We start from the raw sequence: 24,074 nt of genomic DNA, 5'->3' as shown, positions 1-24,074 counted from the left end.
AGAAGGTTGTTTTAGAAGTCGCAAAACGGTGTTTCAGCAGGCCTTGATACAGGGAAACAGGCAAGATCCCAAGAGGCAGAATTGGCAATGGTTACGAACGATACTTGGCGCTGCAAACGGCAAGATGAGGACGTATTTCGTTAGCCAGATGCCGCCCTTAGAGAAAGAAAGAAATCCAGAACGACCTGTTTCCGGTCGAGATTGAGTGCATCTGCATCTCGTATTGCCTGGTGTGTTTTCTCGCTGAGTTCAACAAATCCATATGCGTTTCGAACGTTGGAACTGAGATCCTGGCGCATGCGCTCGTGAAGCCAAGCAAGAGCAATGTGCTGGAAACTCTCCCAATTGTCGGCCTGCCCGCGTGCTGCCACGACGTCAGCCAAGGCGTGAACGGCCGCGAGATCGATCTGAGCACCCTGATTTGCGAGTTTCTTCATGCCCTTGGCGATCGCAAGTCCGTCGCCGGACAAAAGCGTAATCGCCGACCTCAGGCTTCCGTCGGCAGCCGCGGCCAGTTCTGCCAGATCCTCGCCCGACGATGGAACAAGATCAGGTGAAAGATTCTCCAGGCCACTTCTAATTTCTTCTGGAGACAGTGCTGCGAGGTCCAGCCTGCGGCAGCGCGAACGGATTGTCGGCAGCAAACGACCCGGCGCATGACTTAGAACCAGAAACAGGCATTGCGCCGGTGGCTCTTCCAGTATCTTCAGCAAGGCGTTGGCAGAACTCATGTTCATGTCGTCGGCCGCGTCAACAATACAAATGCGCCAGGCCTTTGCAGAGGCAGTGGTGCCGAAAAACGAAACGGTTCGCCTGACTTCGTCAACGGGAAGGTCGGATTTGAACCGTTTTCCCTTTTCGTCCCAGGGCCTGCGCAAATGAAGGATGTTCGGGTGGCCGCCTGCCGCCAATTGCCTGGAAACGGGATTGTCCTCTGGCACAGACAGATCTTTTGCGGATATTACCGACGGTCCGAAACGGTCAGGATTTGCAATGACGAAACGGGCAAACCGAAAAGCCAGCGTGGCTTTACCGATCCCTTTTGGTCCGCTGAGGATCCAGGCATGGTGTAAACGCTCGGACCTATAGGCCTCCAGGAGGGCTGTTTCGGTCTTTGAGTGCCCGATCAGCCGATCTCGTTCATGGGGCAAAGGATACCCTGAGATCGCATCAACTTCAGGCAACTCTAACGGTTCGTTTCTACGCGCCATCAGAAAGCCGCCTCCGCCGTATTGGCGGCGGTTGCGGTTTGCTCAAGTTCATGTTGGAAAGCGTTCAGAACGGCGCCTCGGATAGCTGTTTCCACCTGATCAGCATCTTGCTGACCATCAATAACCGCAAATCGGTAGTCTTCTTCCCTTGCAAGGGCCAGAAAAAGCTGCCGCCTGCGTTCATGCACCGTGAGCGCTTCGCCTTCAAAACGGTCAGGTCCGCCACTGGCGTCCGTCTCAGAGCGTTGGACAACCCTTTTGAGGCCCACTTCAGCAGGGACATCGATCAGGATCGTCAATTCGGGATAAACACCTGCAACAGCGGCGGTTTCCAACAATTTGAGATAGTCAGGATCAACACCGGCTTCCCCCTGATAAACCCGCGTTGAATCGGCATAACGGTCACACAACACCCAGGTTCCCTGCTCCAAGGCAGGTCTTATGGTCGTATCGACGTGATCTGCACGGGCGGCCGCGAAGAGCATGGCTTCACCTCTGGGGCCGAGTTCCCTGGCTTCGCCGGAAAGCAGAAGTGCGCGGATTTTCTCTGCGCCCGGAGATCCCCCTGGTTCCCGGGTCACCACAACCTTTGTTCCGTAGCTTTCCAAGAAGGTCTTCAGACGGGCAATCTGAGTTGACTTGCCAGCCCCTTCACCGCCCTCGAATGTAATAAAGTGTCCTGCCACCTTGGCTCCGGCTCCACAGACTGTGTCGATGTGAAATATTCTTCGGTGGTCTTTTAACAGCAAATTTGAAGTGTGTGGACGGGTCGGCTGAAATTATCCGATCCAGCCGAACAGCAACTCCTGCAATCCGTCTATAGCACGAGAGAAAAGCGTGCCTTCAGCAACAGATTGCCCGGTCACGACCGGAGCGCGATAGACAATACCGTCTTTGCCGATAACCCTGATTTCGCCCGCCCGGGTTCCTTTTTCCACGGGCGCTTGCAGAGGTCCTTCGTAGACGACACGAATGCGATATTCGAGTGTTTCGCCATTTGGCAACAGCACATCGATGTCGCTGGTAGACACAAGCGGAACAGTGTTCTCCACGCCGCCATGGACACGGCCGTCGGCAATCGTTTCACCGGCGGTGAACACCGTTTTGATGATGAAATAGTCCCAGGCACCTTCAAGGACTTCTTTCAAAGTCTGAAGTCTGTGTTTGTCAGAAGTCAGACCTGCGACGGACGCAATGACACGCCGGCCGTTTCTGTCAACCGACCCAAGGCCGGAATAGCCGTCGTTGGGATCGTTACCTCCGCCCAGTCCATCGAGATTGCGAATTTCGCCCAGAAGCGGGTTCTTGTTGCGTTGAAAGATCTTGTTCCAGGTGAATTCCGGTATCGCAAACAGGGGGTAGAGGTCATCGTGCTCTTCGACGATGTATTCTCCAAGGCGCGCTTGATCGCGTACAGTGGTCTGGCTCGGTACTTCGGGATAACCGGTGGGATTGGCGAATTTGCTGTTCGTCATTCCTATCGATTGAGCCAGATCGGTCATGCGCTTCGCAAAGGCATCTTCGGAGCCGTCAAGGCACTCAGCCAGAACAATCGCCGAATCGTTGCCATTGTGGACCAGAAGACCTTTCAGAAGGTCTTCTATCGAGATTTCCGACTTGATGGCTGCGAACATGGTTGCGCCGCGTCCGGACGGAGCGCCCCCGCTGCGCCAGGCGTGTTCGCTGACCTTGCACGTTTGTTCTAATTTGAGCTCATCGTCCTTCAGCGCTTTAAAGACTGTTGCAGCTGTCATGACCTTGACCAGCGCTCCAGGCGCAAAAGGCTTGTCCGGTTCCTTTGCAAAGAGAATTGTTCCGGATCCGGGCTCGAACAAAAACGCCATCGGCGCCTTCGTGACGATTGTTTCAGCCGCACTTACAGTGCCCGGAAAACCAGTCAGGATTCCTAGCAATGCAAGTACAAGCGCTTGAAAGGGAAAACGTATCGGATTCGGGAAACAGGTCTGGATGAGCCTAAGCAACATAATTCCGTTTGCTCTTTTTGGGCAAAACGGTCTCAAGCGGAAAACGGCTGGTGATACACCAGCCGGGTGTCCTAGCTAGTTGCCGTTTCGAGTATTGGCTGCCAGTTGGCGCATGGTCAGACCTTGACCTGATACATGCGTCAGTGCTGCGTGCGCGTCTGAAATCCGCTTGTTTGCAGCAAATGAAGAAATTGCACTGCCGCCAACGAGACCTGTCGGCTGTGCGGGTGCCGGCACACGCAAGACGCCGAGCGTACCGGCTGCAGGTGCACCTGATGGCGAATAAGCAGATTCAACAGGCTTAAAGCTGTTGTTAGACGCAACTTTGATCGTCTGATTGCCGGATTCAAAAGCAATTGCAGGATCAAAGGCGACGGCAACCCGCTGTGCCGGGAAGGTGCGTGAAGCCGTGACGGTTGTGGGGGCGAGATAAGGTCTTGGACCTGGCGCCGGAACGCTTCCACTGAAAACGACCGGCTGCGTTGCCTGAGGTTCAGCAAGTGCAAGCAAGGTGCCTGGACGTGTTGCACCTGGTTGTACGGCACCTGGACCCTGATAGCTCGCCATCAGGTATTCTTCATCTTGCCCATGGAGCGGTGCACGGCCGACATATTCGACCTTCACCTTGCCAACGCCGGACGTTTTGGTGTCGAGCATGGTTGCGACACGTTCGGAAAGGTCAATAACGCGGTTTCCATGGAAAGGTCCGCGATCGTTGACACGAACAATCATTGACCGCCCATTAGCGACATTCGTTACGCGGGCATAAGAAGGAAGCGGCATCGTCGTGTGCGCGGCCGTAAGAGCATTCCTGTCGAAGATTTCACCATTGGCCGTCTTGCGGCCGTGAAAAGTCGGGCCATACCAAGAGGCAAGTCCGGTTTTCCTATAGTTGGGATCTTCTTTCGGATAATACCATTTTCCGGCAATCTTGTATTTCTTGCCGACAACATAGCGTCCACCGCCCTTTGGTACTGGCTTGCCTTGCGCAACCATCCGCGGGCTGGCTTTCACACCATATTTCTTGGGGCTGAACTTTGCTTTTTGTTCGGTTGGGGCAGAACTACAGGCGGCCAGAGCCGATACAGCTGCCAGGGTCACCAACCCGGCGCAAACCTGAGACCAGATTGATCTGGCCGGACGGTCATCCTTTTCAGGTACCCCTAAAGACGATCCCGCTGATTTGCAGGTCATTTCGCCTGTCCCTTGCATACTGCCGTCCTACTCACTGACGCGTTGGCGGCCCCGCAACTCACGCGCTTTACCCGGCGCTTATCAGCTGTGCCGGTTTTGAAGCATATTGATTGATCTCGTCGATCAGTCCCCGTGATGACACACTGCCCCCGCTGCACGTCCCACGAATGCCCTGTTAAACCTCAAACGTGTTACTTCAAAGTAAACCCTCAGTCGAGGGAGTTTTCGCCGTGAAATCTGCCTTTGCACCGCATAAATTGCCAATATGGTTGCAGAGCCTTCGCGGCGCTTTTGTAACATATTGTAATATATGGGAAAAATCTCGGGATTTCCGAAGGTTATGTGTGTTGCGCCCCAGGCACAGTGACGGAAAAAATGTCAAACACTCAGTTTGTGATGTGCATCACATCCACCCCTGTCAAATCCGCCTAGGTTGAACTCATTGCTGATGACCGCCCTGTCACAGCAGTGCTGGACCCCACCTCCAGCTTCGGCCGCCGGTTCAAAACCCTGCCCACGACACCGGACCGGCGGCCTCTATCTTGGTTATGTTCCGGTGCCGGTCGCACGTCCTGCCCCTACCCCTGAAAGCGACGGGACCGGAACATGCCAAGGATCTCCGTTCTCCTCAGCGCTCCTTCCACACGAATTTCGGCTTTCAGCAGATTCAAGCTGAAACACGGCCTTGACTTTCCGTTCAATACCGACGAAAGGGAATTAGCAACCGCGCATCCAACATGGTTCGCAGCTGCAAATGGTGAGGTGGCCGAGTGGTTTAAGGCAGCGGTCTTGAAAACCGCCGTGCGTGAGAGCGTACCGTGGGTTCGAATCCCACCCTCACCGCCATTTTTCTTATAAATGTTGAATTGAACACCTGTCCTTTCGGGTCAGGTTTGAAGTGCAAACAAACTGCTGTCGAGTGATCGTCTGGTTTGTGCTCCGTCTTTTTCCAAATTGAAAATTGAACTTTCCAATTCGCGAATCTGTTCAACAAGGTTAAAATGACAGATCTCTATCTATCTGTTTTTACTTGTTAAAATAGAGATTCCTGTTTCCGTCCGGTTGGCCCGGTGCCTGCAACTCCTTCGTTGACCATCGCTTCGGCGAGTCAGACAAAGGAGAGAAAAATGGCAAGTTTGCCCGCAACGCGTCCCATGATCGGGACCAATGAAAATGATGTGCTGAACGGAACCAGGCATTCGGACGTGATGTCCGGACGCTTTGGCGACGATCTCATGACCGGCCAAGGTGGCAATGACGAGATTTGGGGTGGTACCGGCGACGATACGCTCTACGGCAACAACGGCAACGACATCCTTTATGGATCCGGCGGTCCGAACCTGGTTCAGGTCACCAGTATGGAAATCACCGATGATTATCCGGTGTCAGTTGTGTTTGAAGGCGAAACCGCCGGCTACCGGAACACATTCGGCTATTACAAGGTCGCCGACGACGGGACCATTTATGATGTGGAGTTTGTCTGGCCGAACGCGTCCTTGCAGGGCAGCGGCGGCAGCCTGATCCAGGGACAGTCCCGGGAATATCTGAATGTGCAAGCGGGCGATAAGATTGCCTTCTTCATCGTTTCAAACGGATATGGCCGCAACAACGGTTACAGCGGTCTCGATCTGGAAAACGGTTCACTGCATTTCCTGAATGCCGACGGGTCAGCGGCAACGCTGAACAGCAACAGTCCGCGGCTCTATCACCTTGATCAGAACGGTACTCAGACCCTTATCAAATATGATCCCTACCACACAGCCGCCCATGGTGACACGGTCGGGCTCAATCCGGACAACATCCTGCACACGACAGGTGTATTGAAGACGGACAAAGGCACGATCACACTTGGCTTTGAAGATCTCTTCAATGGTGGCGACCGTGACTTTGACGACAGCGTCTTTACGGTTGATATCGGTCTGGCCAACGCCTTGCTTCTCAACGCGCATTATCAGCAGGAAAATGGCGGGACAGACCCTGAAGGCAATGGCGGCGACCAGCCGGTCGTGATTGAACGGACCGACAATGACGTCTTGCATGGTGGCTCCGGAGCGGACGAACTTCACGGCCGTTCAGGCGACGATCAACTCTATGGCAACAATGGTCATGATTCCCTTCACGGAGGCAGCGGAAACGATGTGCTCGACGGCGGTTCCGGCAATGACAGCCTCTATGGGAATTCCGGAGATGATGTCCTCTACGGAGGCCAACATGACGATGACCTCAACGGCAACAATGGAGACGACACGCTCTATGGCGAAACCGGAAACGACGATCTGAATGGCGGAACCGGCAATGACAGTCTTGATGGCGGTACCGGCGACGACAGTCTGATTGGCGGATCCGGCGACGATGTACTCATCGGAGGCTATGGTGAAGACATATTGAAAGGCGGCGCCGGGAACGATGAGCTGCGAGGCGGGCATCAGGACGACAAGCTTTACGGCGGTCATGATGACGATGTCTTTTACGGTGATGCCGGCAATGACTACATCCATGGCGGTCGCGGCAATGACACGGTCGACTATTCCGACTTTGACGTCGATCTGTCGATCCTGCTGCACAACAAGCGGGCCCATGGACAGGAGATCGGAACCGACAGCCTGAACTTTGTCGACAATATTGTCTCAGGTGGCGGCAATGACATCCTGAAGGGAACGTCCGGCGTGAACACGATTGACGGCGGCGCAGGCAACGACCAGATCCGTTCGCTCAGAGGCAGTGACACGCTGACGGGCGGCGACGGAGCAGATACGTTCGTGTTCAGAACTTATGACCTGGTCGGTGTTGATGAGATCACGGACTTCACCATCGGTCTCGACTTTCTGGATTTCAGCCACCTCGCCGGTCGGGATGATGACCAGACCTTCCTGGCACGTTTGCAATCCACGAGTGCTGATGGAGATACGACCCTTTCGGTGGATCTTCAGGACAACGGGACCTACCAGGACATTTGCACATTGAACAATGTCGACAATCAGTCGGTCACGTCCCTGTTCGATAGCAACTGCTTCATCTTCTAAAGGTGATTGAACCGGATTGCATTTTGGCAAATGCGATCCGGTTTCCTTCTTGTTCAGATTGTCTGTTCATTTGCAAAATTGAAAAACGAGAAACAACCATCGGCCGCAACGAATTTCAGTTTTGCAAAACCGACAAGAACATGGATTTCCACTTCCAATCAAAAATTAAGCAAAAACAGTATCTTATATAAGCTTCCTAAACCTAATTCAATACTCACATCTCCACGAAGCCAATTGGCATTCCTTTTGCGTTGTAACGGTCATCGGAAAACCAATGGGAACTGTTCAGTTGGAGATTATTCACGAAAGACCCAGCCAGAGGCTGCATTACCGGGTGACAGCGCCGATGCGCGTGACATTTGGCGAGCAGACTGTTGATGCTGTTGATTGGGGTCTTGGTGGATGCCGGATTTCCGGTCTTTCTGGTGACCAGCCGGATATCGGTTCTCACCACACGCTTTTCTGCACATTGCCGTTTCAGGGTTTCAATATCACTCTGAAAGCTGAAGCCGAAGTAGTGCGCCGTCACGAGGATGCAAATCAGCTGGCATTTCGTTTCACGGAGCTGGGAGAGCGTGAAACTGCTTTGATGCAGCATTTTGTCGAAGACCTGGTTCGCGGCAAGATGACCGATGTTGCTGATACAATCGTGCGCATCGACACACCGGTAACGCCTGTTCCTGTCAAACCCGACCCAAATCCCGCAAACGATATTCCCGTTCGACGCTGGCCGATAAGGCAAATAGTCATGTCCTGCTTTTACCTTGTGCTCGGTGCAGTGGTTTTCGGCTATGTTGGCATATATGTGTTTGCGACGCTCTTCCGCCTTGAAATTCAGTCTGCCGTTATCAGTGCGCAGCGGATCGAGATTTCTGCTCCTTTCAACGGACGTCTCCTGGAGCTGAGCCATCGTCAGGGTGCGCAGGCCGCAGCCGGTGCTCTGATGGCCGTCATGGCGGATACGGGTCACAACGCCAACCTACAACGTGTCAGATCGGATCTGGCTAAAACCCGAGCCGAACTTGCTGAAACAACAGTCATGCTCGAAGAAGAAGAGCGTCGGTCAAAGGGGTATGAGCTGGTGGCGAGGAACAATGTTCGCCAGGCAGAATCTCAATTGTCCGGATTGGCGCTTGCAAGAGACAACGCGTTGCTCAAGTTGGAGCGTGTCCAGGGATTGGCCGCAAAAGGTCTAGTGCGCACCGATGATGTTGAGGCAGCTGAACTTGAAGTCAAATCGGTGGTTTCGGACCTTGAGCGTAAGAAGATACACATTGAGGAGCTCAAGGAGCTGATTGACGGCGGCGCAAGTGTCCGCCTGTTTACGGGGAACAGTTTTGCCGGGCGAACCGCTGAATTGAAGGCGAAGGTAGCCCGTTTGACGGCGCTTCAGGGGCACTATGCACATCTGGAAACGGAGCTGGCCGGAAAGGACACCGACCAGAAAATCGTGGCTCCTTTCAACGGACGCGTTGTCGAGACCCTTGCTGCCTCGGGAAATATCCTAAAACAAGGCGAACCGCTGCTGGTGTTCGAAGAAACCGGTGCGGAAACCGTCACGGCATTTCTGACGCAGGAAGAAGCGGCACAGGTTCGCATCGGCAGCCCCGCCAATCTCTTCCTGCCAACCGAAAACAGATGGATTTCTGTGGAAGTCGCTGCGATTGACAGAACCGCAGGTTTCGTTGATGAGGTAACGGAAACGCATCGTTTCCGTGCGCCGGACGCCCGGTCGGCAAAGGTGACCCTTTCCCAGGTCTCCGGTGACCTGCCCGCCAGCGGAACGCCGGCGACCGTCTATTTTCAAAGATACAGAAACAATCTGGTGTTTCGCACGGCGCAACAGATCCTCGAGGCGATCTGATGGACAGTCGCGAAATCACAAACCCTTACGACGTCGATGAAATCACGCACCGTCCCAGAGGCTGGGCGAAGTGGACACCCTTCTCGATCTTTCAGATCACGCTCTATTTCGGACTTTGTTTCATCGGTCTGACAACCTTTGAAAATGTCTTTTTCAGTCCGGCAACCCGGGAAATAACTTTCGTCATCGGGCTGCTCGGCATCTGGCGGTACGGCTGGTGGTTCACCCACGCCGTCAGGGCATGGATCTATGGTCGCTTTGTCTATCCTTCCATGCGGGATGCCGGTCGAAAGGTCTGGGATGATGGTTGGCGGCCACGGCACCTTCATTTCATGATGACAACCTACAAGGAACATCGGGACATCACTGAAAAGGTTATCAGATCCATCTGTCGGGAAATTCGCGATGCGGGTGTTCCAGGTACCATCTGGCTCGGGTCGGGCGACCGTTTCGACGAGGAACTGATCTCTGAACTGTTAGAGCGAGAGTGGTCTGATCTGGATGTAACCCTGCACATCGTGAGACAGAACCAACCCGGCAAACGACTGGCCATCGGTCTGGTCTTGAGAGCGATGAGCCGCGGCGATGTTCAAGCGGATGATCTGATCATCTTCATGGACGGAGATTTCATTCTCGCCAAAAACGCAGTTGGAGCCTGTCTGCCATTGTTCAAGCTCTATCCGGATTTGCAGGCATGTACGACGGATGAGGAAGTGCTTTGCATTGGGCCGAGGTGGATTGCCAACTGGCTGACCATGCGTTTTGCCCAAAGGCGTCTGGCCATGCAGTCACACTCGCTGTCCGGCCGCGTCTTGACACTAACCGGCCGCATGTCGGTCTTTCGTGCCAATCATCTTTTGAAACTCAAGTTTATCCGGCTTTTGGAGGCGGACCATCTCGAGCATTGGCTCTGGGGGAAGTTCAGATTTCTGTCCGGAGATGACAAGAGCACCTGGTACTACATGCTTCAATCAGGATGCCGCATGCTCTACGTGCCCGATGCGATGGGATACACCGTTGAGGTCATTGAAGGTTCCGGTATGGACCGGATGGTGCAGAACTTCCGCCGCTGGTCAGGTAACATGCTGCGCAACGGTGCGCGCGCCCTCGCCCTCGGCCCGCACAGGATGCCTTTTTTCATCTGGTGGTGCCTTCTGGACCAGAGGGTTTCCATGTGGACGATGCTTGTCAGTCCGGTGTTGGCGATTTGCACATCGGTACTGTACGACCCCTATTACATTTTCGGCTATGTCGTCTTCATCTGCATCACGCGCATGCTCTTGTCGCTTTTCCTTTATGGCTACGCACGAAAGGTAGACCTCAGCTATCCGTTCATTCTCTATTTCAACCAGCTCATCAATGCCTCCGTTAAGGTCTACTGCATCTTCCGCCTGTCGAAGCAGCGCTGGTCCAATCGGGGTGACCAACGCGCCGGTGAAGGAGATGGGCTGATCGCTAGATTGCAGAACCTGATGGCGAGTTATCTGACGGTGCTTTACGTCACAATGCTGTTTGTCGGCGTTTGTCTGATGGCCGGGCTCATCGATCCACCAAGCAGTGGCATGGTCACGAACGTGCTCGGGTTTTCATCGCCTCAACCGATGTCCTGACGTTTCCCAAAATGCAAATTGCCCTTTTCAAATCCGAAAGCGAAACAGGGCTGCAAATTGCAAACGATCCAATAACATTTTGAATAATAACATTTTTTTTGCCTCGCTCGAAAGTGGCCTGAGTTTTGTTTCTGTAGTGGCAGCAACTTAATTCGGAGGCCTTCAGATGAAACTGAGACCGAAAGTCTACACCGCAGCATTGGCACTAACCGGCATCGTTGCCCTTGGTCCCGTTGCATTCAATACGGTTGTTGACGCCTATGATCACAACAGAACGTTCGACCTGGGGCTCGACAAGCAGGAAATCAGCGTCAAGGCGCATTACCCGCTTTACAAAATGATCGAGTATCCACGCATCAAGGCCTCAACGGTTGTCCTGGGCGACAGCCGCGCTCGAGCACTGCAAGACCGCTATTGGCAAGAGCTGGGGCGCAACGATGTCTACAATTTTGCCTATGGCGGTGCGACCGTCTACGAAATCTACGACACTTTCGACTACCTGCGGAACAACGTCGAACTCGAAACACTGATTGTCAGCCTGCCCCTGCGCAGCATGGATGCGCGTTTCAAAGGTGGCATGAACCGTGTTCCAGAAGCAATTTCGATAGCGAACAATCCATTCGCCTACTACACGAACTGGTTTGTCGCCAAAACCGGCTGGACGCTTCTGAAGGACAGATATCCTTCTGTCTTCACGTCATTGAACGACATTTCCCTTTGGCCTGTCCAAAGCGCGAACGCTGCCGAGTTCGGCGGGCGTGACATGCTGAGTGTCGAAGCCTTGCTTGATCCAGCGCTCTGTGACGAATGCGTTCTCACCACACCGAACGGAACACTCGTTCTGCCGGCGATCCATCGCCATGGCGGCCTCGGGTTTGGACACTGGGCCAGATACTGGCCGGAGATCACCATCGATCGTGATCTTCCTCAGCTCTTTGCAAAACAGGTCGGAACCAACGGAGCCGCTGATTGGAGGCGTTTCAAGCAATCGGACGATCTCTGGGAGAAGGTTGAGGAAATCGCTCGTTGGAGCACCGAAAATGACGTCGAACTCATTTTTTTGATCCCTCCGACCATTGCTGAAATGCAGCGCAGGATTTCCGATTTCGGACTGTCGACAGCAAACCACAAGTTCAGGGAGAGGTTGTCCGAACTGGCAATGGTTGTCGACTTTGATTTCGACGCCCCATTCACGCGGGAGTTGAACAATTTCACCGACGCTTATCATTTCGGTTCTGATCCCGCGCGCAAGATTGTCGGCGAGCTTGTTCTTTTGACGAGCAGTGGCGGCGAGCACAAGGCCGAAGCGATCGGGCGCCGCAAGGGTCTGGCGTGTCCCGTCTCCAGCAATGACGTCAAGAACAGCCACAGCGAAGGAACCCTGACGCTTCTGGAAGGCAGCTCCTGCCGGATCTGGAGGCGGAAAAATGGGTAAGAAACTCAATCTCATGAGCGATCTGATGTTCGGTTTCACCGGCTTCATGATCGGAGCCGCAACTGTTTCATTTCTCGTTGCCGGTCAAGACGATGACCACCTGGTGCCAGAAAAAGTCGAATGGCTTTTCGACAGATCAAACGCAATGTCATGCCAGTCCTGCACCGGAAACTTTGACCGCTTTGCTGATCCGGAGATGCAAAAATGACCAGGACCACCAAGAGATTGTCGATCTGGAAACTGATGCTGCTTGGCACAGTTTTCGGCGTTTCAGGTGCGATTGCCCTTTCCGGCGATGTTGTACCGGCGAAGGTCAAGTCCGAGCGTATCGACCCGACAATAGATGAAATGATCAAGCAAGCGCGTGGACTGCAGAAAGTCGGACGATGGGACGCTGCAGCGGACCTGCTTACGCAGCTTGCCAATGATGGACACCCAGTTGCGCTCTATCACTTGGGCCGGGCTTACAAAAACGGCTGGGGCGTTGACGCGGACCTTGCACAGGCTCGGTTGATCTTTATGGAAGCAGTTCGGTATTCCTTCAGCTTCAGGGGTGAAACCGCTTATGAGCTGGGGCGCCTTTTTCAGCGTTCCTCAGGGGAGCGCTGTGCGGAGATAGCCCTGCAGTGGTTCAAAAAGGCGTTGGTCTGGGACTATCCCAAGGCGCATGTACAGCTTGCCAAGCATTATGAGCGTGGCATCGGCACCGAGCGAAACCTTCCTGCAGCGTTTGACCACTACGAACAGGCTGCCATTCACGGTTATCCGTCTTCCACCATCAACTATGCTCGTATTTTGTTGACTGGCAGATACGGCACCATTGCCGACCCGGAAAGAGCCGCCTTTTGGGCGAGCAGAGCAATCGAGGGTCTGGAAAAGAAAGCTCGGGACGGATCTGCTAGCTCAGCCAAGACGCTTGGCCGCATCTTCCGTGACGGAGAATTTTTGCCGGCAGATCTTTCACAGGCGAAAGACTGGTTCTTGAGGTCCGCCGATCTCGGGGATGCAGGCGCAATGCACGACTTGGGCCAGATGATCCTGGCTAGCGACCCTGATGAGGACAGCATTCAAAACGCCCTCAATTGGTTGCGGTTATCAGCAAAGGCTGAGCATGGCGGAGCACTTACCGCGCTTGGCAGACTGCATTTGAGGGAAGTCTACGGATTGCCCAGCCAAGAGGCAGTCGACTTTTTCGAGCGTGGTGTTGATGTCGGACATCCAGGTGCAATGGAAGAACTCGGCAGGCTTTACGCCGTTGGGCAACATGTTCCGCAAGACCGGACGAAAGCCCTGGAACTCGCAGGCAAAGGCGCGGACCGAGGACATCAAGGCAGCGCTCGTCTCCTGAAGGAAATTCAAAAAACCGATGAGGCAAATCTCACGGTTATCGAGCGTTCACCCCAACCCAATCAAAGCAAGACGGAGGGCTAAATCATGGTCTTCAGTTCATTGGAATTCATGTATCTGTTCATGCCGCCGGTTCTTGTCGGCTACCTTTTGCTGCGGCATTGGGGTTGGGAAAACGGCATCATATGGTGGCTCACCATCGCATCACTCGTGTTTTATGCGTGGTGGACACCCATATACCTGCCCCTCCTTTTGGGGTCCGTGGTCATCAACTACGGATTTCACCGCATCCTGAGGCAGATCCGCGACAAGTTCATCCTGGTTGCCGGCATTTGTTTCAACCTGGCACTCATCGCGGTTTTCAAATATGCCGACTTCTTTATCGGCAATGCGAACTTGATGTCCGGCGCGGATATTCCGCTGTTGCATCTTGCGCTGCCGCTCGCGATTTCATTCTTCACCTTCCAGCAGATTTCCTTTCTGGTTGATACCTACAAGGGCGAAATCTCCGAATGTGACTTTCCACGCTACATGCTGTTTGTCGTTTTCTTTCCGCAGCTGATCGCCGGTCCGATCGTCATGCAGAAAGAAACGATCCCGCAGTTCAGGCTGCCGGTCTTCCGCAACAAACTGGTCTTGAACCTCGCGGTTGGCGGCACGCTGTTCGCTATTGGATTGTTCAAGAAGATTGTTCTTGCAGACGGCATTGCACCCTACGCCAATGGCGTATTCAACCTTGCGGAAACAACCGGCGGTGTGCCCTTCGAAGCGGCCTGGATCGGTGCACTGGCCTATACGTTCCAGCTCTATTTCGATTTTTCGGGATATTGCGACATGGCACTGGGCCTTGCCAGAATGTTCGGGATTCGTCTCCCGGTGAATTTCAACTCCCCTTACAAGGCGACCAGCATCTCCGACTTCTGGCGTCGTTGGCACATCACGCTTTCCCATTTCCTGCGGGATTACCTCTATATTCCACTTGGCGGAAACCGTTCTGGTCCGGTGCGTCGTTATGCCAATCTCATGATCACTATGCTGCTTGGCGGACTGTGGCACGGTGCCAGCTGGACATTTGTCTTCTGGGGCGGCCTTCACGGAGCCTATCTTGCTATCAATCACGGCTGGTCTGCACTGTCAGAAAAGGGCTATGTACCGAATGTGCTGCCTCGGCCGGTCGGTCTCTTTCTTTCCCGAGCGCTTACCTTGCTGGCCGTTGTCGTCGCCTGGGTGTTCTTCCGTGCGGAAAGCTTTGCAGGTGCCACGAATATTCTTCACGGCATGACCGGGTTGTCGACGGTCTACGAACCCAAGCTGTGGGAAGGTCTGGTAACAGGAACCGCACCGATTTGGGCCGGTCTGATCTGTCTCGCAGCGATAGTGTTTCTGCTCCCGAATTCCATCGAATTCACGGAAAAGTACAACCCTATTCTCGGCCTCAAGAAGTTTGCCGCTCAGCGACGCAGCGAAGGGTTTTTTCCGGTGCGCTGGCAACCAAACGCCCGGTGGGCTGCTGCTGTCTCCATTCTGTTCGGTGTTGCTCTCATCCAGACCTATCGTTTGGCTGAAATGACCGAATTCATCTACTTCAACTTCTGATGGAGCAAGACATGCGAATTTGCTTATTGTTTCCATTGATCCTGATGTTCTGTTGTCCTTCCTGGGCAGCAGAACCTTATAAGGGTTCAGCAGCCGACAAGCTCGTCCTCCCCGCTCAAGGGATAAGCGTTGACCTGAAGTCTGGAGAGGTGTCGAGAAAAGGCGTCTCCGGCCAGTGTCTTGAACAAGTGTCACAAGCAGGTCACCATCAACTGGTTGTTGAGAAAATGCCTGGTGATGATGCGCCGGCAGTCACGTTGAACAAGATCCCCGTCACATGGATCAGCACCATTGCTGGCGAGGCCCGACTGGGCAGCCTCAAGCTTTCAAGAGGCGGCTCTCTGTTTGCACTTCGCAAATGGAAAACCGGTGATAAGCAGACGGAGTTGCTGCAAGACGGTCAGGTTGTGCTGTCCTGGAAACGTGGCTCTGCAGTCAAGTTGCTCCAGGTCCGGACCGGAGATGTGGCTGTTCTTGAAGAGCGGACAGACCAGGCGACGAAACTTTTCCGATATCGCCGGAACTCAAACGGTGACATTACGACCGACCGGGAAGAGCTTGTGGACTTCGGGAGTTGCAAGCCCGGTCGATTGCGTCTCAAGGACAATATTCTTTGGTCCTGGCTTGACTGTGATGGTGACGATCGCAAAGGCATCTACCGTATTTCGCTGCAATCAGGCGAGATTGGATTGCCAGTAATTTCCGATCCCGATGCGGACTTTGTAACGATACCCAAGGAATTCAAGCTGAGCGAGGGGGAAACTGTCGCTGTCGTAGATGGTACATCTGCTGCCAAATACTTTCACTTTGCTCTGAATGGCCTCCTGCTTTCGCAAACAGGCGAAGTGAGAGCGTGTTCGTCTGATGCGGAAGGACTGCAAAGCTGGAATCAAAGTTATCGGCTGAGAGCGTTGGCGACCCTTTATGCCAAGACAGGTGCATCTGTTTTTTCCGACTTGGCTCGCAAGTCGATCCGCTTGAGCCTTTCAGCAAGCGACGGCAAGACCGGGCGCGCAGGATCCAACAATCCTTCTTGCGGCTGGAGTTCAACGATTTATGGCTCAGAGCCGGGTAAACGGCTCAGTCTTATGATCAATCAGGCCATGATTTCAAATGCTCTTTCTGCCAGCTGCGACCTCCTTGGGTCTGCCTGTCCAACACATCTTGCTTACCGGATAACCGCAGCTTCCATGTGCCTCGTAAAACACTTCGAACCTCAATTGGACGCAGAAACCGGCCTTTACAGGATCGACGAGAATGACGGGTTCCGTTTTGCAGGTTCCGTCGCACCCTGGAATTGGCAAATTGCCTTTGCCGAGGTTCTGGACCGTATCAACGATGATGCCCTGCAATTGCGCGCCCACGAGATCGCGATGCTGTACCTGAATTCCTGGAAATCCACCTCGAACGGGGCGTTATGGCGATATTGGCCTGATGCCTATTACCGGGAAAAGGGCTTGGATGATGAGCAATTTCGAAAACAACGGTTTGAAGACACCGGCCATGCCGGCATTAGTCTGCTGAGCCTTGGCCGGCTTGTGGATCAAGATCTGATAGACGGTAAAGGCTCGGTCGGAGATCGTCTTGATTATCTGCTGTCATTCGGCACGGACACGCCTCGCGACCTTGACGGCAAAGGCCCGCGCTCCGGTCGATGGTTTCCATCCGGTGGTTGGGCGAACTTTGCAACCGACCGTTTCAAGGCAGCGATGAAGGGCCCGGTGCCTGGCGCGCGCTCCGCCGACGCTCTCTACGCTTATGTGGCGCTTTTCGACCCTGATGAGCCGTTTCACCTGACAGTGGACATCTTCGTTTGTGCCGATATTTGCCGGCGGGAACGGCAACTTACCTATGAGAGTTGGCAGTCTTATCTGACCGAGAATCCCTTCTTTCAACTTCGACAATCAGAGGCACGGAGTGAAAGTGCAATCACGCCTGGGGAATTTTTCAAAAAATCGAATTTTTATAAACCATGAGCAGGCATGATCCCCAGAGCCCTCCCAAGGTTGCGGGCTCGAAGACGGCGGAGCGAAGGACGAAAACCATGCGCACCTGGATTAAACAGATGAGCCAAGATGCAACATTCTGGCTGGTTCTGATCTTCATCTCCGCCTCTGCCATCGCGGCTTACGTGCTTGCGGTTGATTTCGGGCAAAAGACGCGAACAGCGGACCTGTCAGCGGCGGCAAAAGCACAGTCTGATCTTCTGACCGCAACCCGGTCGTTTTATTCCCGGGAAGTCATCGACAAACTCTATTCATCTGACGTCAGCGTCAGTCATGAGTATCACGACAAGGAACTGACGATACCTGCCCCGGTGTCCATGACACTGGCCCTTGAAGAGGAGCTCAGCCGCCAGGGGTCGGAAAGCACAATAAGGATGCTCTCCGAATATCCGTGGCCCTGGCGCACTGAACGTCAATTGGATGATTTTGAAAGAGAAGCGCTGAAGGCGCTGCAGGAAAATCCGGATCAACCCTTTCAACGGCTCGAACAGAGGGACTTCGGCGCAGTTTTCCGGAGTGCCACGGCAGTGCGCATGGAAGGAAGCTGCGTTGCCTGTCACAACACACATCCTCAATCGCCCAAACAGGACTGGGAAATTGGTGACATTCGAGGATTACAGGAAGTCGTCATACCGGCGAGTGCTCTTTTTGGAACAGGTTTCACGTCCATCAACAATTTGATGTTCATGCTTGCAGTTGCATTTGTTGCCGCCGTCGCGTTGACACTTGTGCTCTCAAATCAACGACAGCGGGCAACCAAGCGTCTTTCGGACATGGCGACCGCAGAAAGGGAGAAAAACGAAGCCCTCGTTGCGGCTACCCGTCGTGCAGAGGCCGGTGAAGCACAGGTCAGTGCAATTCTTGAGACCATGCTGGAAGGCGTTCTTTCTATCGGGACCGATGGCAAGATCCTGAGTGTAAACCCGGCGGCCTGTGACATGTTCGGAGCAAAGCAACCTGCGGAACTTGTCGACCTGAAAATCTGCGATCTTCTACCCGACACCGAAAACTCCGACCTTCCATTTGAATGCTGCAACAAGGGCACACAGCCCCTTGAGATTGCTGCAGCCGGAATGCGTTTTGAATCAATTGGCAAACGCATGGACGGGCGAGAAACGCCGGTAGAGTTGTCTCTCACCAAGTCCAGATCCGGTTCTGCGAACATCTACACGGCAATCCTCAGAGACCTGACGGCTCAAAAGGCAGCAGCCGAGAAGCTGAAGCAGGCTGAAACCCGGCTCGTCGATGCAATCGAGTCTCTTCCAGATGGCTTCGTTCTCTATGATGCCGATGATCTCCTTGTTTTGTGCAACAGCAAATACAAGGAATTCTACAACAGAAGCGCGGATCTGATCGAGCCAGGCAAAAAGTTCGAAGACATTATCCGAGGCGGCGCGAAGCGCGGTCAATATCAAGTGTCCGACCATGTGCTAGAGGAATGGGTTGCCTTGCGCATGGAACGTCATCGTAACCCTGGCGCGCCCATGGAGCAGCATCTGGATGATGGACGATGGCTTCGCGTGATTGAATCGCGTACCAGCGAAGGTGGTCTTGTCGGATTTCGTGTCGACATAACAGAACTCAAAAAACGCGAAGAAGAACTAAGGCGCAGTCAGGACCTTCTGCGCAACGTCGTGGATGCTTCCTTCGATGGCGTGATCGTCATGAACGGCGAAGGCATTGTCCTGGATTTCAGTCCGGCAGCCGAGGACGTTTTCGGTTGGTCGGCCAATGACATCATTGGTCAAAAGATGTCCGACTACATCATTCCAGAAAAATACAGACAGATGCATGATTCCGGACTGGAACGTTTTTTGGAGACAGGAGAAGGCCCGGTTCTCGGCAAAAGAATCGAAATTGAAGGGCTTCACAAAGAGGGTCACGAAATCATCGTGGAACTGGCTATACGCAATACCAAGGGAGCCGAAGGGCCGTTGTTCCTGGGATATGTGCGCGACATCACCGAACGAAAGGCTGCCGATGCCGCTTTGAGGGACGCCAAGGAAAAGGCCGAGGCTGCGAATGAGGCAAAAGCGAAGTTCCTGGCCATGATGAGCCACGAGATTCGCACACCCATGAACGGAGTGCTGGGTATTTTGAGCTTGTTGCGGGATACCGATCTTGATCCGTCGCAGAAAACCTATGTCAAAACCGCAAGAGAATCTGGGCGCTCACTGCTGGAGCTCATCAACGATATTCTCGACTTCTCCAAGCTTGAAGCCGGACGCATGGAGCTGGAGCATGCCCCCTTCCGCCTGAACACTTTGGTCAAGAGCGTTATGGATCTTTTCAAACCGATTGCTCAGGACAAGGGATTGGGACTGTTCCTGAACTATCCAGAAGATGTGCCGGTTCTTGTGGTTGGCGACGCTGGCCGCCTTCGGCAGGTTGTTTTGAACCTCGTCTCGAATGCGATCAAGTTTACCGAAATAGGTTCAGTTGAGGTGACTGTCGAAATTGCTTCAGACGATGTGCGTCGCCCGACTTTCCGCTTTTCTGTCAAAGACACAGGCATCGGAATTCCGAAAGACAAGCACGAAAGCCTCTTTGCCGAATTTGTCACCGTCGACAGCAGCTATACCAAAAAACAGGGTGGCACGGGCCTAGGGTTGGCGATCTGCAATCAGATTACCCAGTTGATGGGCGGTGAATTGACGTTAGAAAGTCTGCCGGGGGCCGGCAGCACTTTCCACTTCGCTATTCCAATAGAACTTGCTGATGATCAGACGGCCATTGACGAGACTTCTTATGAAAATCCAGAAACAGACTTTCCCGAGGGGCTGGTCATACTGCTGGCAGAAGACAATGCGACAAATCAGATTGTTGTCAGTCACACGCTGGAAAATGCAGGGTGCGACATAGACATTGCCAACAACGGCAAGGAAGCCGTGCAAGCCGCACAAAAACGGGACTATGACTGCATCTTGATGGATATCTCGATGCCCGAAATGGATGGTCTGGAAGCAAGCAAACTGATCAAGAGCGGGCGCCGAAACGCCAACACCCCCATCGTTGCCTTGACCGCTTATTCTCTCAGGGGTGATCGCGAGCGGTTCATAGCGGCCGGGATGACGGACTTTCTGGCCAAGCCCGTCGAGAAAGAAGACTTGCTCGCCTGCATTTCATCAAATGTCGGTCCGCGTGGAGATCAGGGAGCTGATGATATTCAAGGCAACGATGAAAGCAGTCTGTCGGCTGCCCGTGAAATTCTGAGCACCATGCCTGAAGAACTGCAAAAGAAGCTTCTCACCCAATTCATAGAGGATACTTCCAAGCGACGTGAAGCTGCGAAACTGGCTGTCGAGAATGATGATTTGGAGAAACTTGAACGCGCGACCCACGCGCTCAAGAGTGTTGCTGGAACCTTTGGTGCAGGCGATCTGACAAACATTGCAGCGGCAATCAACACCCTCGTACGAGACAACAAGTCATCAGCTGCCATGTCCAGGTTGGATGAACTGGAAGAAACATGTGACAGAACGTTAGGGGAAGTGAAAGCTTTAGCTGACGAAATGGGCATCACTTTATCCATTTGAAAGCTATTTGTGTCCCGTTCGCCCGGAGGAGTGTGAGTTGAAAGTTCTGATCGTAGAAGATGCACTCCCGTTGGCCACTGTCTATGGCCATCAACTGTCTCGAGCAGGTATTGACACGCTACATGTCGAAACCGGTCGGGATGCCATAGACCGATTGCGCAAGGGCGGTATCAGCGTTGTCCTTCTGGATCTGCAGTTACCGGACATGAACGGACATGATGTCCTGACTATGATTGGTGACGAACAATTGCCCGTCACAGTGGTTGTCGTGACCAGTTCAGGCTCGATCAAGACGGCTGTCGAGGCGATGCAGGCTGGAGCCTACGACTTTTTGGTCAAACCCGTCGCCGAAGAAAGATTGGTAACGACGACACGCAATGCGCTTGAGCGTGAAACGCTAACCGAAGTCGTCGAAGAAGTCCGGAAGCCAACGACCCAGAAAACCAATCACGGGTTTGTCGGCTCATCCCTGCCCATGACGGCTGTCTACAAGATGATCGAGAGTGTTGCCCGCTCAAACGCATCTGTTTTCATCACCGGTGAAAGCGGAACTGGCAAGGAAGTTTGTGCCGAGGCCATCCACAAGTCCAGCCCACGTGCCAAAAGGCCTTTCGTACCTCTCAATTGCGCTGCAATTCCCAAGGATCTTATCGAGTCCGAGATTTTCGGCCATGTTAAAGGGGCGTTCACCGGCGCGACCTCAGACCGGGATGGTGCCGCGGCAAGGGCTGATGGCGGAACGTTGTTTCTGGATGAAATCTGCGAGCTGGAACTGAACCTCCAGGCGAAACTTCTTCGGTTCTTACAGAGCGGTACGGTGCAGAAAGTCGGTAGCGACACGCTGAAGAAGGTTGATGTGCGGATTGTCTGTGCAACAAACAGAGATCCATTGGAAGAGGTCGAAGCAGGCCGCTTTCGTGAAGATCTTTACTACCGGCTTCACGTGTTGCCGATCGGTCTGCCTCCGCTTCGTGCAAGAGGCGCAGACATATTGGAACTCGCTCGTCATTTCCTGCTGCAGTTTGGCAAGGAAGAACAGAAGGCATTCGAGGGATTTTCGGTCGAAGCGGAAGAAATGCTCATGGGTCATTCCTGGCCCGGGAATGTTCGAGAAATGCAGAACACGATACGCAACCTCGTTGTTTTGAACGAGGGACCGATCGTCGAAGCCGATATGTTGTCTACGTTGGCTGGCCGCGTTCCCAATACTGCTCGTGAGACTGTCGTCGTTCCTCGTCAGGCACCACAATTGCTAAACCGGTCCTTTACTGCAGAAAACGGCGTAACCGGCGACTGGCCGAATATCACGCTTTTGCTCGGGCAGTCCTACGAAACTCTTGAGCGGCAGCTCATAGAAGCAACAATTGATGCTTGTGGCGGTAGTTTGCCGAAAACGGCTCGAGTTCTTGAGGTCAGTCCGTCAACGCTCTACAGGAAGAAGGAAATATGGGCAACTCAGGAAGATGAGGAAACTCAGTCCCTTGCAAATGATGGCGAAGGTTCAGTCTCCCAGGAAATGGAGAACTGACTGTCGGTTGACTGTCAGTTCCCGTTTAGCCGTTGATTGCTAGTCATCAAGATACATTTCCGCCAGACCGATTGCAGCGACGTGTGAGGCGATTGGAGTTTTTCCGCTCAGCATCGACCGTTTGACTTCTTTGCGAGGAACAGTCAGCAATGTCGACGTTTCCAGATCTCCCGAGTTTGCCTCACTCAATTTGATTACGTGACTGGCTATGAAGACATGCGATTTGGCGATCTTCTGATTGCCGTGGAGCACCATTGTGGGCGCCGCAACCCATTTTCCTCCACCGTAACCGGTCTCTTCAAGCAATTCCCGTCGCGCCGAAAATTCAGGGTCTTCACAGGCATCAATTTGACCGCCAGGCAAAGTGAGACATGTCTCCCCCACTCCGTGTTTGTATTGCTTCAGGATGAGTACTTCATTTTGTTCCGTGACAGCATAGATGCTGGCAAACGACGGCAGATCGATCTGATAGTAGTCGTCTACGATGCGGCTGTCCGGCAGACTGATCGTCTGGCGTAGCACGCGAAGGCGGTCGCCGGCTTCAAAGACCTTTCGGCTGTCCAGTATAGACCAACCGGTCATGCCGCGGGTTTTGGGCTGCAAGGCACGCATCTCAGGCCTCCTCGAGAATGGAAGTCGGTAGCTTGCAGAGGTATTCGTGTCCGGACATACAGCGTTTTTCGTAGCTCAAAAGCTGACTGACGTCGCAGGGACCACCAACGACCGTGCTGATGTCTGCACCGGAAAATGAGCTGTGCAATGGCCGGGCAAAGCTGCTGACGGAGCGATGCTTGAGATAAGCAATCAGGCGCGCTGATTTGTGCCGCTTGATGAGATGATTGCGAACGATCGAGCTGTTGAATGAGCCCGGCATGATCAATAGGCTGTGGTCTGTATCCCTATAGACTTCATAGTTCGGGAAACGGGCACTGAACTCGTCCAAAATGACCGTCAGTTCACCGCGCTCGCTTTCCCAGATCCTGTAATTCTCGATTTGCCTGGCAGTGCTGTTGGTGCCCGCAAGGCAAATACGGAGTGATGCCGGACCGCATTCTATTGTTGGCGTTCTCTTGGCTGGATAATTGCTTTGCTGCACAACTTTCGCAACGAATTCGAAGAGATCGTCGGAAAAGTCATGCTCATGCCTGATCATGACTTCGTTTTGAGACCAGAGTTCCGCGCCGGAGTTGGCAAAGACGCCGGTCAATGACCTGATAAGCCTTTCAGGTAAGCGCAGCAAAACATCGTTGTAGCTGGATCGGCTCAGCAGATAACAAGGACGCAACTTTGCGAAATCATCGAGATAGTTTGCCAGGCCGTACTCTAAGTGCGCTTGATCGTTTCTTACCAGCGCGTCCAAATCCAAAAGAAAGACATCATTCAGTCGGTTTGCGGTGCCTGTGACCGGTCCGGACACACGGCCGACTGGAGCGAATACTGGTTTCGGAAACATGTTTGCTTCTCCTCTAGAAAGGGTTTGTTGAAGCAGTTGCAAGGACTTGGCCAGTTATTTGATTGGAAAAAAAATTCTAAAAAGCTAAATTAAAACAATTATTTAAGCTGTTTTTGGCTTTTGTTTATTGTGGTCGTATGATTTTTGACTTTGCGAAACGGCAATTGCGTCATCTGAATTTGCAAAGCACGAACGGCCTGCATGCATTTGCGGTGCTCTTTATAAATACGCGTGTGTATGGCGGCTGTGGAACAAGACCTATTTATCGATCGGTACTGACGTCTGA

The 24,074-nt window shown here is 53.4% G+C and carries 16 protein-coding genes and 1 tRNA gene; 11 read left to right on the top strand and 6 right to left on the bottom strand.

The genetic code is table 11. From position 1 onward, the window contains the following. Nucleotides 1–140: 140 nt before the first annotated feature. The 4 genes from Q0835_RS16695 to Q0835_RS16680 all read right to left on the bottom strand — a co-directional run bounded on the left by Q0835_RS16695 (nt 141) and on the right by Q0835_RS16680 (nt 4,390). A complete protein-coding gene (locus tag Q0835_RS16695) occupies nt 141–1,211 on the bottom strand; it encodes a DNA polymerase III subunit delta' (RefSeq protein WP_298963112.1) in 1,071 nt (356 codons plus the stop codon). Next, nucleotides 1,211–1,897, bottom strand: a complete 687-nt coding sequence (gene tmk, locus Q0835_RS16690) for a dTMP kinase (protein WP_298963109.1) — start codon at nt 1,895–1,897, stop codon at nt 1,211–1,213. The genes Q0835_RS16695 and tmk overlap by 1 nt, the downstream gene beginning before the upstream one ends. A 93-nt stretch (nt 1,898–1,990) precedes the next feature. Then, nucleotides 1,991–3,124, bottom strand: coding sequence for a D-alanyl-D-alanine carboxypeptidase family protein (locus Q0835_RS16685; RefSeq protein ID WP_298963248.1), 1,134 nt, complete (start codon nt 3,122–3,124; stop codon nt 1,991–1,993). A 147-nt stretch (nt 3,125–3,271) separates the two neighbouring features. Next, entirely contained in the window at nt 3,272–4,390 is a 1,119-nt protein-coding gene (locus Q0835_RS16680) for a septal ring lytic transglycosylase RlpA family protein (protein ID WP_298822579.1), read from the bottom strand. Between the two features lie 756 nt (nt 4,391–5,146). Between Q0835_RS16680 and Q0835_RS16675 the strand changes: the two genes are divergently transcribed. From Q0835_RS16675 to Q0835_RS16625, 11 genes are all read left to right on the top strand, one after another. Beyond that, nucleotides 5,147–5,236: transfer RNA gene (locus Q0835_RS16675), tRNA-Ser, on the top strand. Between the two features lie 281 nt (nt 5,237–5,517). After that, nucleotides 5,518–7,413, top strand: coding sequence for a DUF4114 domain-containing protein (locus Q0835_RS16670; protein WP_298963106.1), 1,896 nt, complete (start codon nt 5,518–5,520; stop codon nt 7,411–7,413). Between the two features lie 274 nt (nt 7,414–7,687). Then, nucleotides 7,688–9,277 (top strand): HlyD family efflux transporter periplasmic adaptor subunit, encoded by a 1,590-nt coding sequence (locus tag Q0835_RS16665; RefSeq protein ID WP_298963104.1) that lies wholly within the window; start codon nt 7,688–7,690, stop codon nt 9,275–9,277. Beyond that, nucleotides 9,277–10,887: a glycosyltransferase gene (locus tag Q0835_RS16660; RefSeq protein ID WP_298963102.1), complete on the top strand. Its 1,611-nt coding sequence runs from the start codon at nt 9,277–9,279 to the stop codon at nt 10,885–10,887. The genes Q0835_RS16665 and Q0835_RS16660 overlap by 1 nt, the downstream gene beginning before the upstream one ends. Nucleotides 10,888–11,053: 166 nt before the next feature. Then, the gene (locus tag Q0835_RS16655) at nt 11,054–12,322 is read left to right on the top strand and encodes a hypothetical protein (RefSeq protein WP_298963100.1); all 1,269 of its coding nucleotides are present in this window, start codon (nt 11,054–11,056) and stop codon (nt 12,320–12,322) included. After that, on the top strand, nt 12,315–12,530 hold the full coding sequence (locus Q0835_RS16650) for a hypothetical protein (protein ID WP_298963098.1): 216 nt from the start codon (nt 12,315–12,317) through the stop codon (nt 12,528–12,530). Before Q0835_RS16655 ends, Q0835_RS16650 begins: the two co-directional genes overlap by 8 nt. After that, nucleotides 12,527–13,753: a tetratricopeptide repeat protein gene (locus tag Q0835_RS16645; protein ID WP_298963096.1), complete on the top strand. Its 1,227-nt coding sequence runs from the start codon at nt 12,527–12,529 to the stop codon at nt 13,751–13,753. Before Q0835_RS16650 ends, Q0835_RS16645 begins: the two co-directional genes overlap by 4 nt. Before the next feature lie 3 nt (nt 13,754–13,756). Continuing rightward, entirely contained in the window at nt 13,757–15,265 is a 1,509-nt protein-coding gene (locus Q0835_RS16640) for an MBOAT family O-acyltransferase (RefSeq protein WP_298963094.1), read from the top strand. An 11-nt stretch (nt 15,266–15,276) separates the two neighbouring features. Further along, the gene (locus tag Q0835_RS16635; protein WP_298963092.1) at nt 15,277–17,241 is read left to right on the top strand and encodes a hypothetical protein; all 1,965 of its coding nucleotides are present in this window, start codon (nt 15,277–15,279) and stop codon (nt 17,239–17,241) included. Nucleotides 17,242–17,309: 68 nt separating this feature from the next. Further along, nucleotides 17,310–20,807: a PAS domain S-box protein gene (locus Q0835_RS16630; protein WP_298963090.1), complete on the top strand. Its 3,498-nt coding sequence runs from the start codon at nt 17,310–17,312 to the stop codon at nt 20,805–20,807. 37 nt (nt 20,808–20,844) lie between these two features. Next, on the top strand, nt 20,845–22,335 hold the full coding sequence (locus Q0835_RS16625; protein WP_298963089.1) for a sigma-54 dependent transcriptional regulator: 1,491 nt from the start codon (nt 20,845–20,847) through the stop codon (nt 22,333–22,335). Between the two features lie 39 nt (nt 22,336–22,374). Here the strand turns inward: Q0835_RS16625 and Q0835_RS16620 are convergent, their stop codons facing one another. Both Q0835_RS16620 and Q0835_RS16615 read right to left on the bottom strand, forming a co-directional pair. Further along, nucleotides 22,375–22,947: an NUDIX hydrolase gene (locus Q0835_RS16620; RefSeq protein WP_298822567.1), complete on the bottom strand. Its 573-nt coding sequence runs from the start codon at nt 22,945–22,947 to the stop codon at nt 22,375–22,377. A gap of 1 nt (nt 22,948) precedes the next feature. Next, the gene (locus Q0835_RS16615) at nt 22,949–23,788 is read right to left on the bottom strand and encodes a hypothetical protein (protein WP_298963087.1); all 840 of its coding nucleotides are present in this window, start codon (nt 23,786–23,788) and stop codon (nt 22,949–22,951) included. Between the last annotated feature and the right edge of the window lie 286 nt (nt 23,789–24,074).

The sequence above is a fragment of the uncultured Roseibium sp. genome, from assembly GCF_947499295.1.
Lineage (GTDB): Bacteria > Pseudomonadota > Alphaproteobacteria > Rhizobiales > Stappiaceae > Roseibium.
The sequence above is the reverse complement of the archived record's forward strand: the minus strand, read 5'-3'. Positions and strand labels throughout refer to the sequence as shown.

Bases quoted from the DNA above. Each gene is read 5' to 3' on its own strand.
- Q0835_RS16645 (WP_298963096.1), top strand. From the start codon at position 12,527: ATGACCAGGACCACCAAGAGATTGTCGATCTGGAAACTGATGCTGCTT.
- Q0835_RS16660 (WP_298963102.1), top strand. From the start codon at position 9,277: ATGGACAGTCGCGAAATCACAAACCCTTACGACGTCGATGAAATCACG.
- Q0835_RS16665 (WP_298963104.1), top strand. From the start codon at position 7,688: ATGGGAACTGTTCAGTTGGAGATTATTCACGAAAGACCCAGCCAGAGG.
- Q0835_RS16650 (WP_298963098.1), top strand. From the start codon at position 12,315: ATGGGTAAGAAACTCAATCTCATGAGCGATCTGATGTTCGGTTTCACC.
- Q0835_RS16670 (WP_298963106.1), top strand. From the start codon at position 5,518: ATGGCAAGTTTGCCCGCAACGCGTCCCATGATCGGGACCAATGAAAAT.
- Q0835_RS16680 (WP_298822579.1), bottom strand. From the start codon at position 4,390: ATGACCTGCAAATCAGCGGGATCGTCTTTAGGGGTACCTGAAAAGGAT.
- Q0835_RS16630 (WP_298963090.1), top strand. From the start codon at position 17,310: ATGCGCACCTGGATTAAACAGATGAGCCAAGATGCAACATTCTGGCTG.
- Q0835_RS16615 (WP_298963087.1), bottom strand. From the start codon at position 23,788: ATGTTTCCGAAACCAGTATTCGCTCCAGTCGGCCGTGTGTCCGGACCG.
- Q0835_RS16635 (WP_298963092.1), top strand. From the start codon at position 15,277: ATGCGAATTTGCTTATTGTTTCCATTGATCCTGATGTTCTGTTGTCCT.
- Q0835_RS16640 (WP_298963094.1), top strand. From the start codon at position 13,757: ATGGTCTTCAGTTCATTGGAATTCATGTATCTGTTCATGCCGCCGGTT.
- Q0835_RS16695 (WP_298963112.1), bottom strand. From the start codon at position 1,211: ATGGCGCGTAGAAACGAACCGTTAGAGTTGCCTGAAGTTGATGCGATC.
- Q0835_RS16655 (WP_298963100.1), top strand. From the start codon at position 11,054: ATGAAACTGAGACCGAAAGTCTACACCGCAGCATTGGCACTAACCGGC.
- Q0835_RS16620 (WP_298822567.1), bottom strand. From the start codon at position 22,947: ATGCGTGCCTTGCAGCCCAAAACCCGCGGCATGACCGGTTGGTCTATA.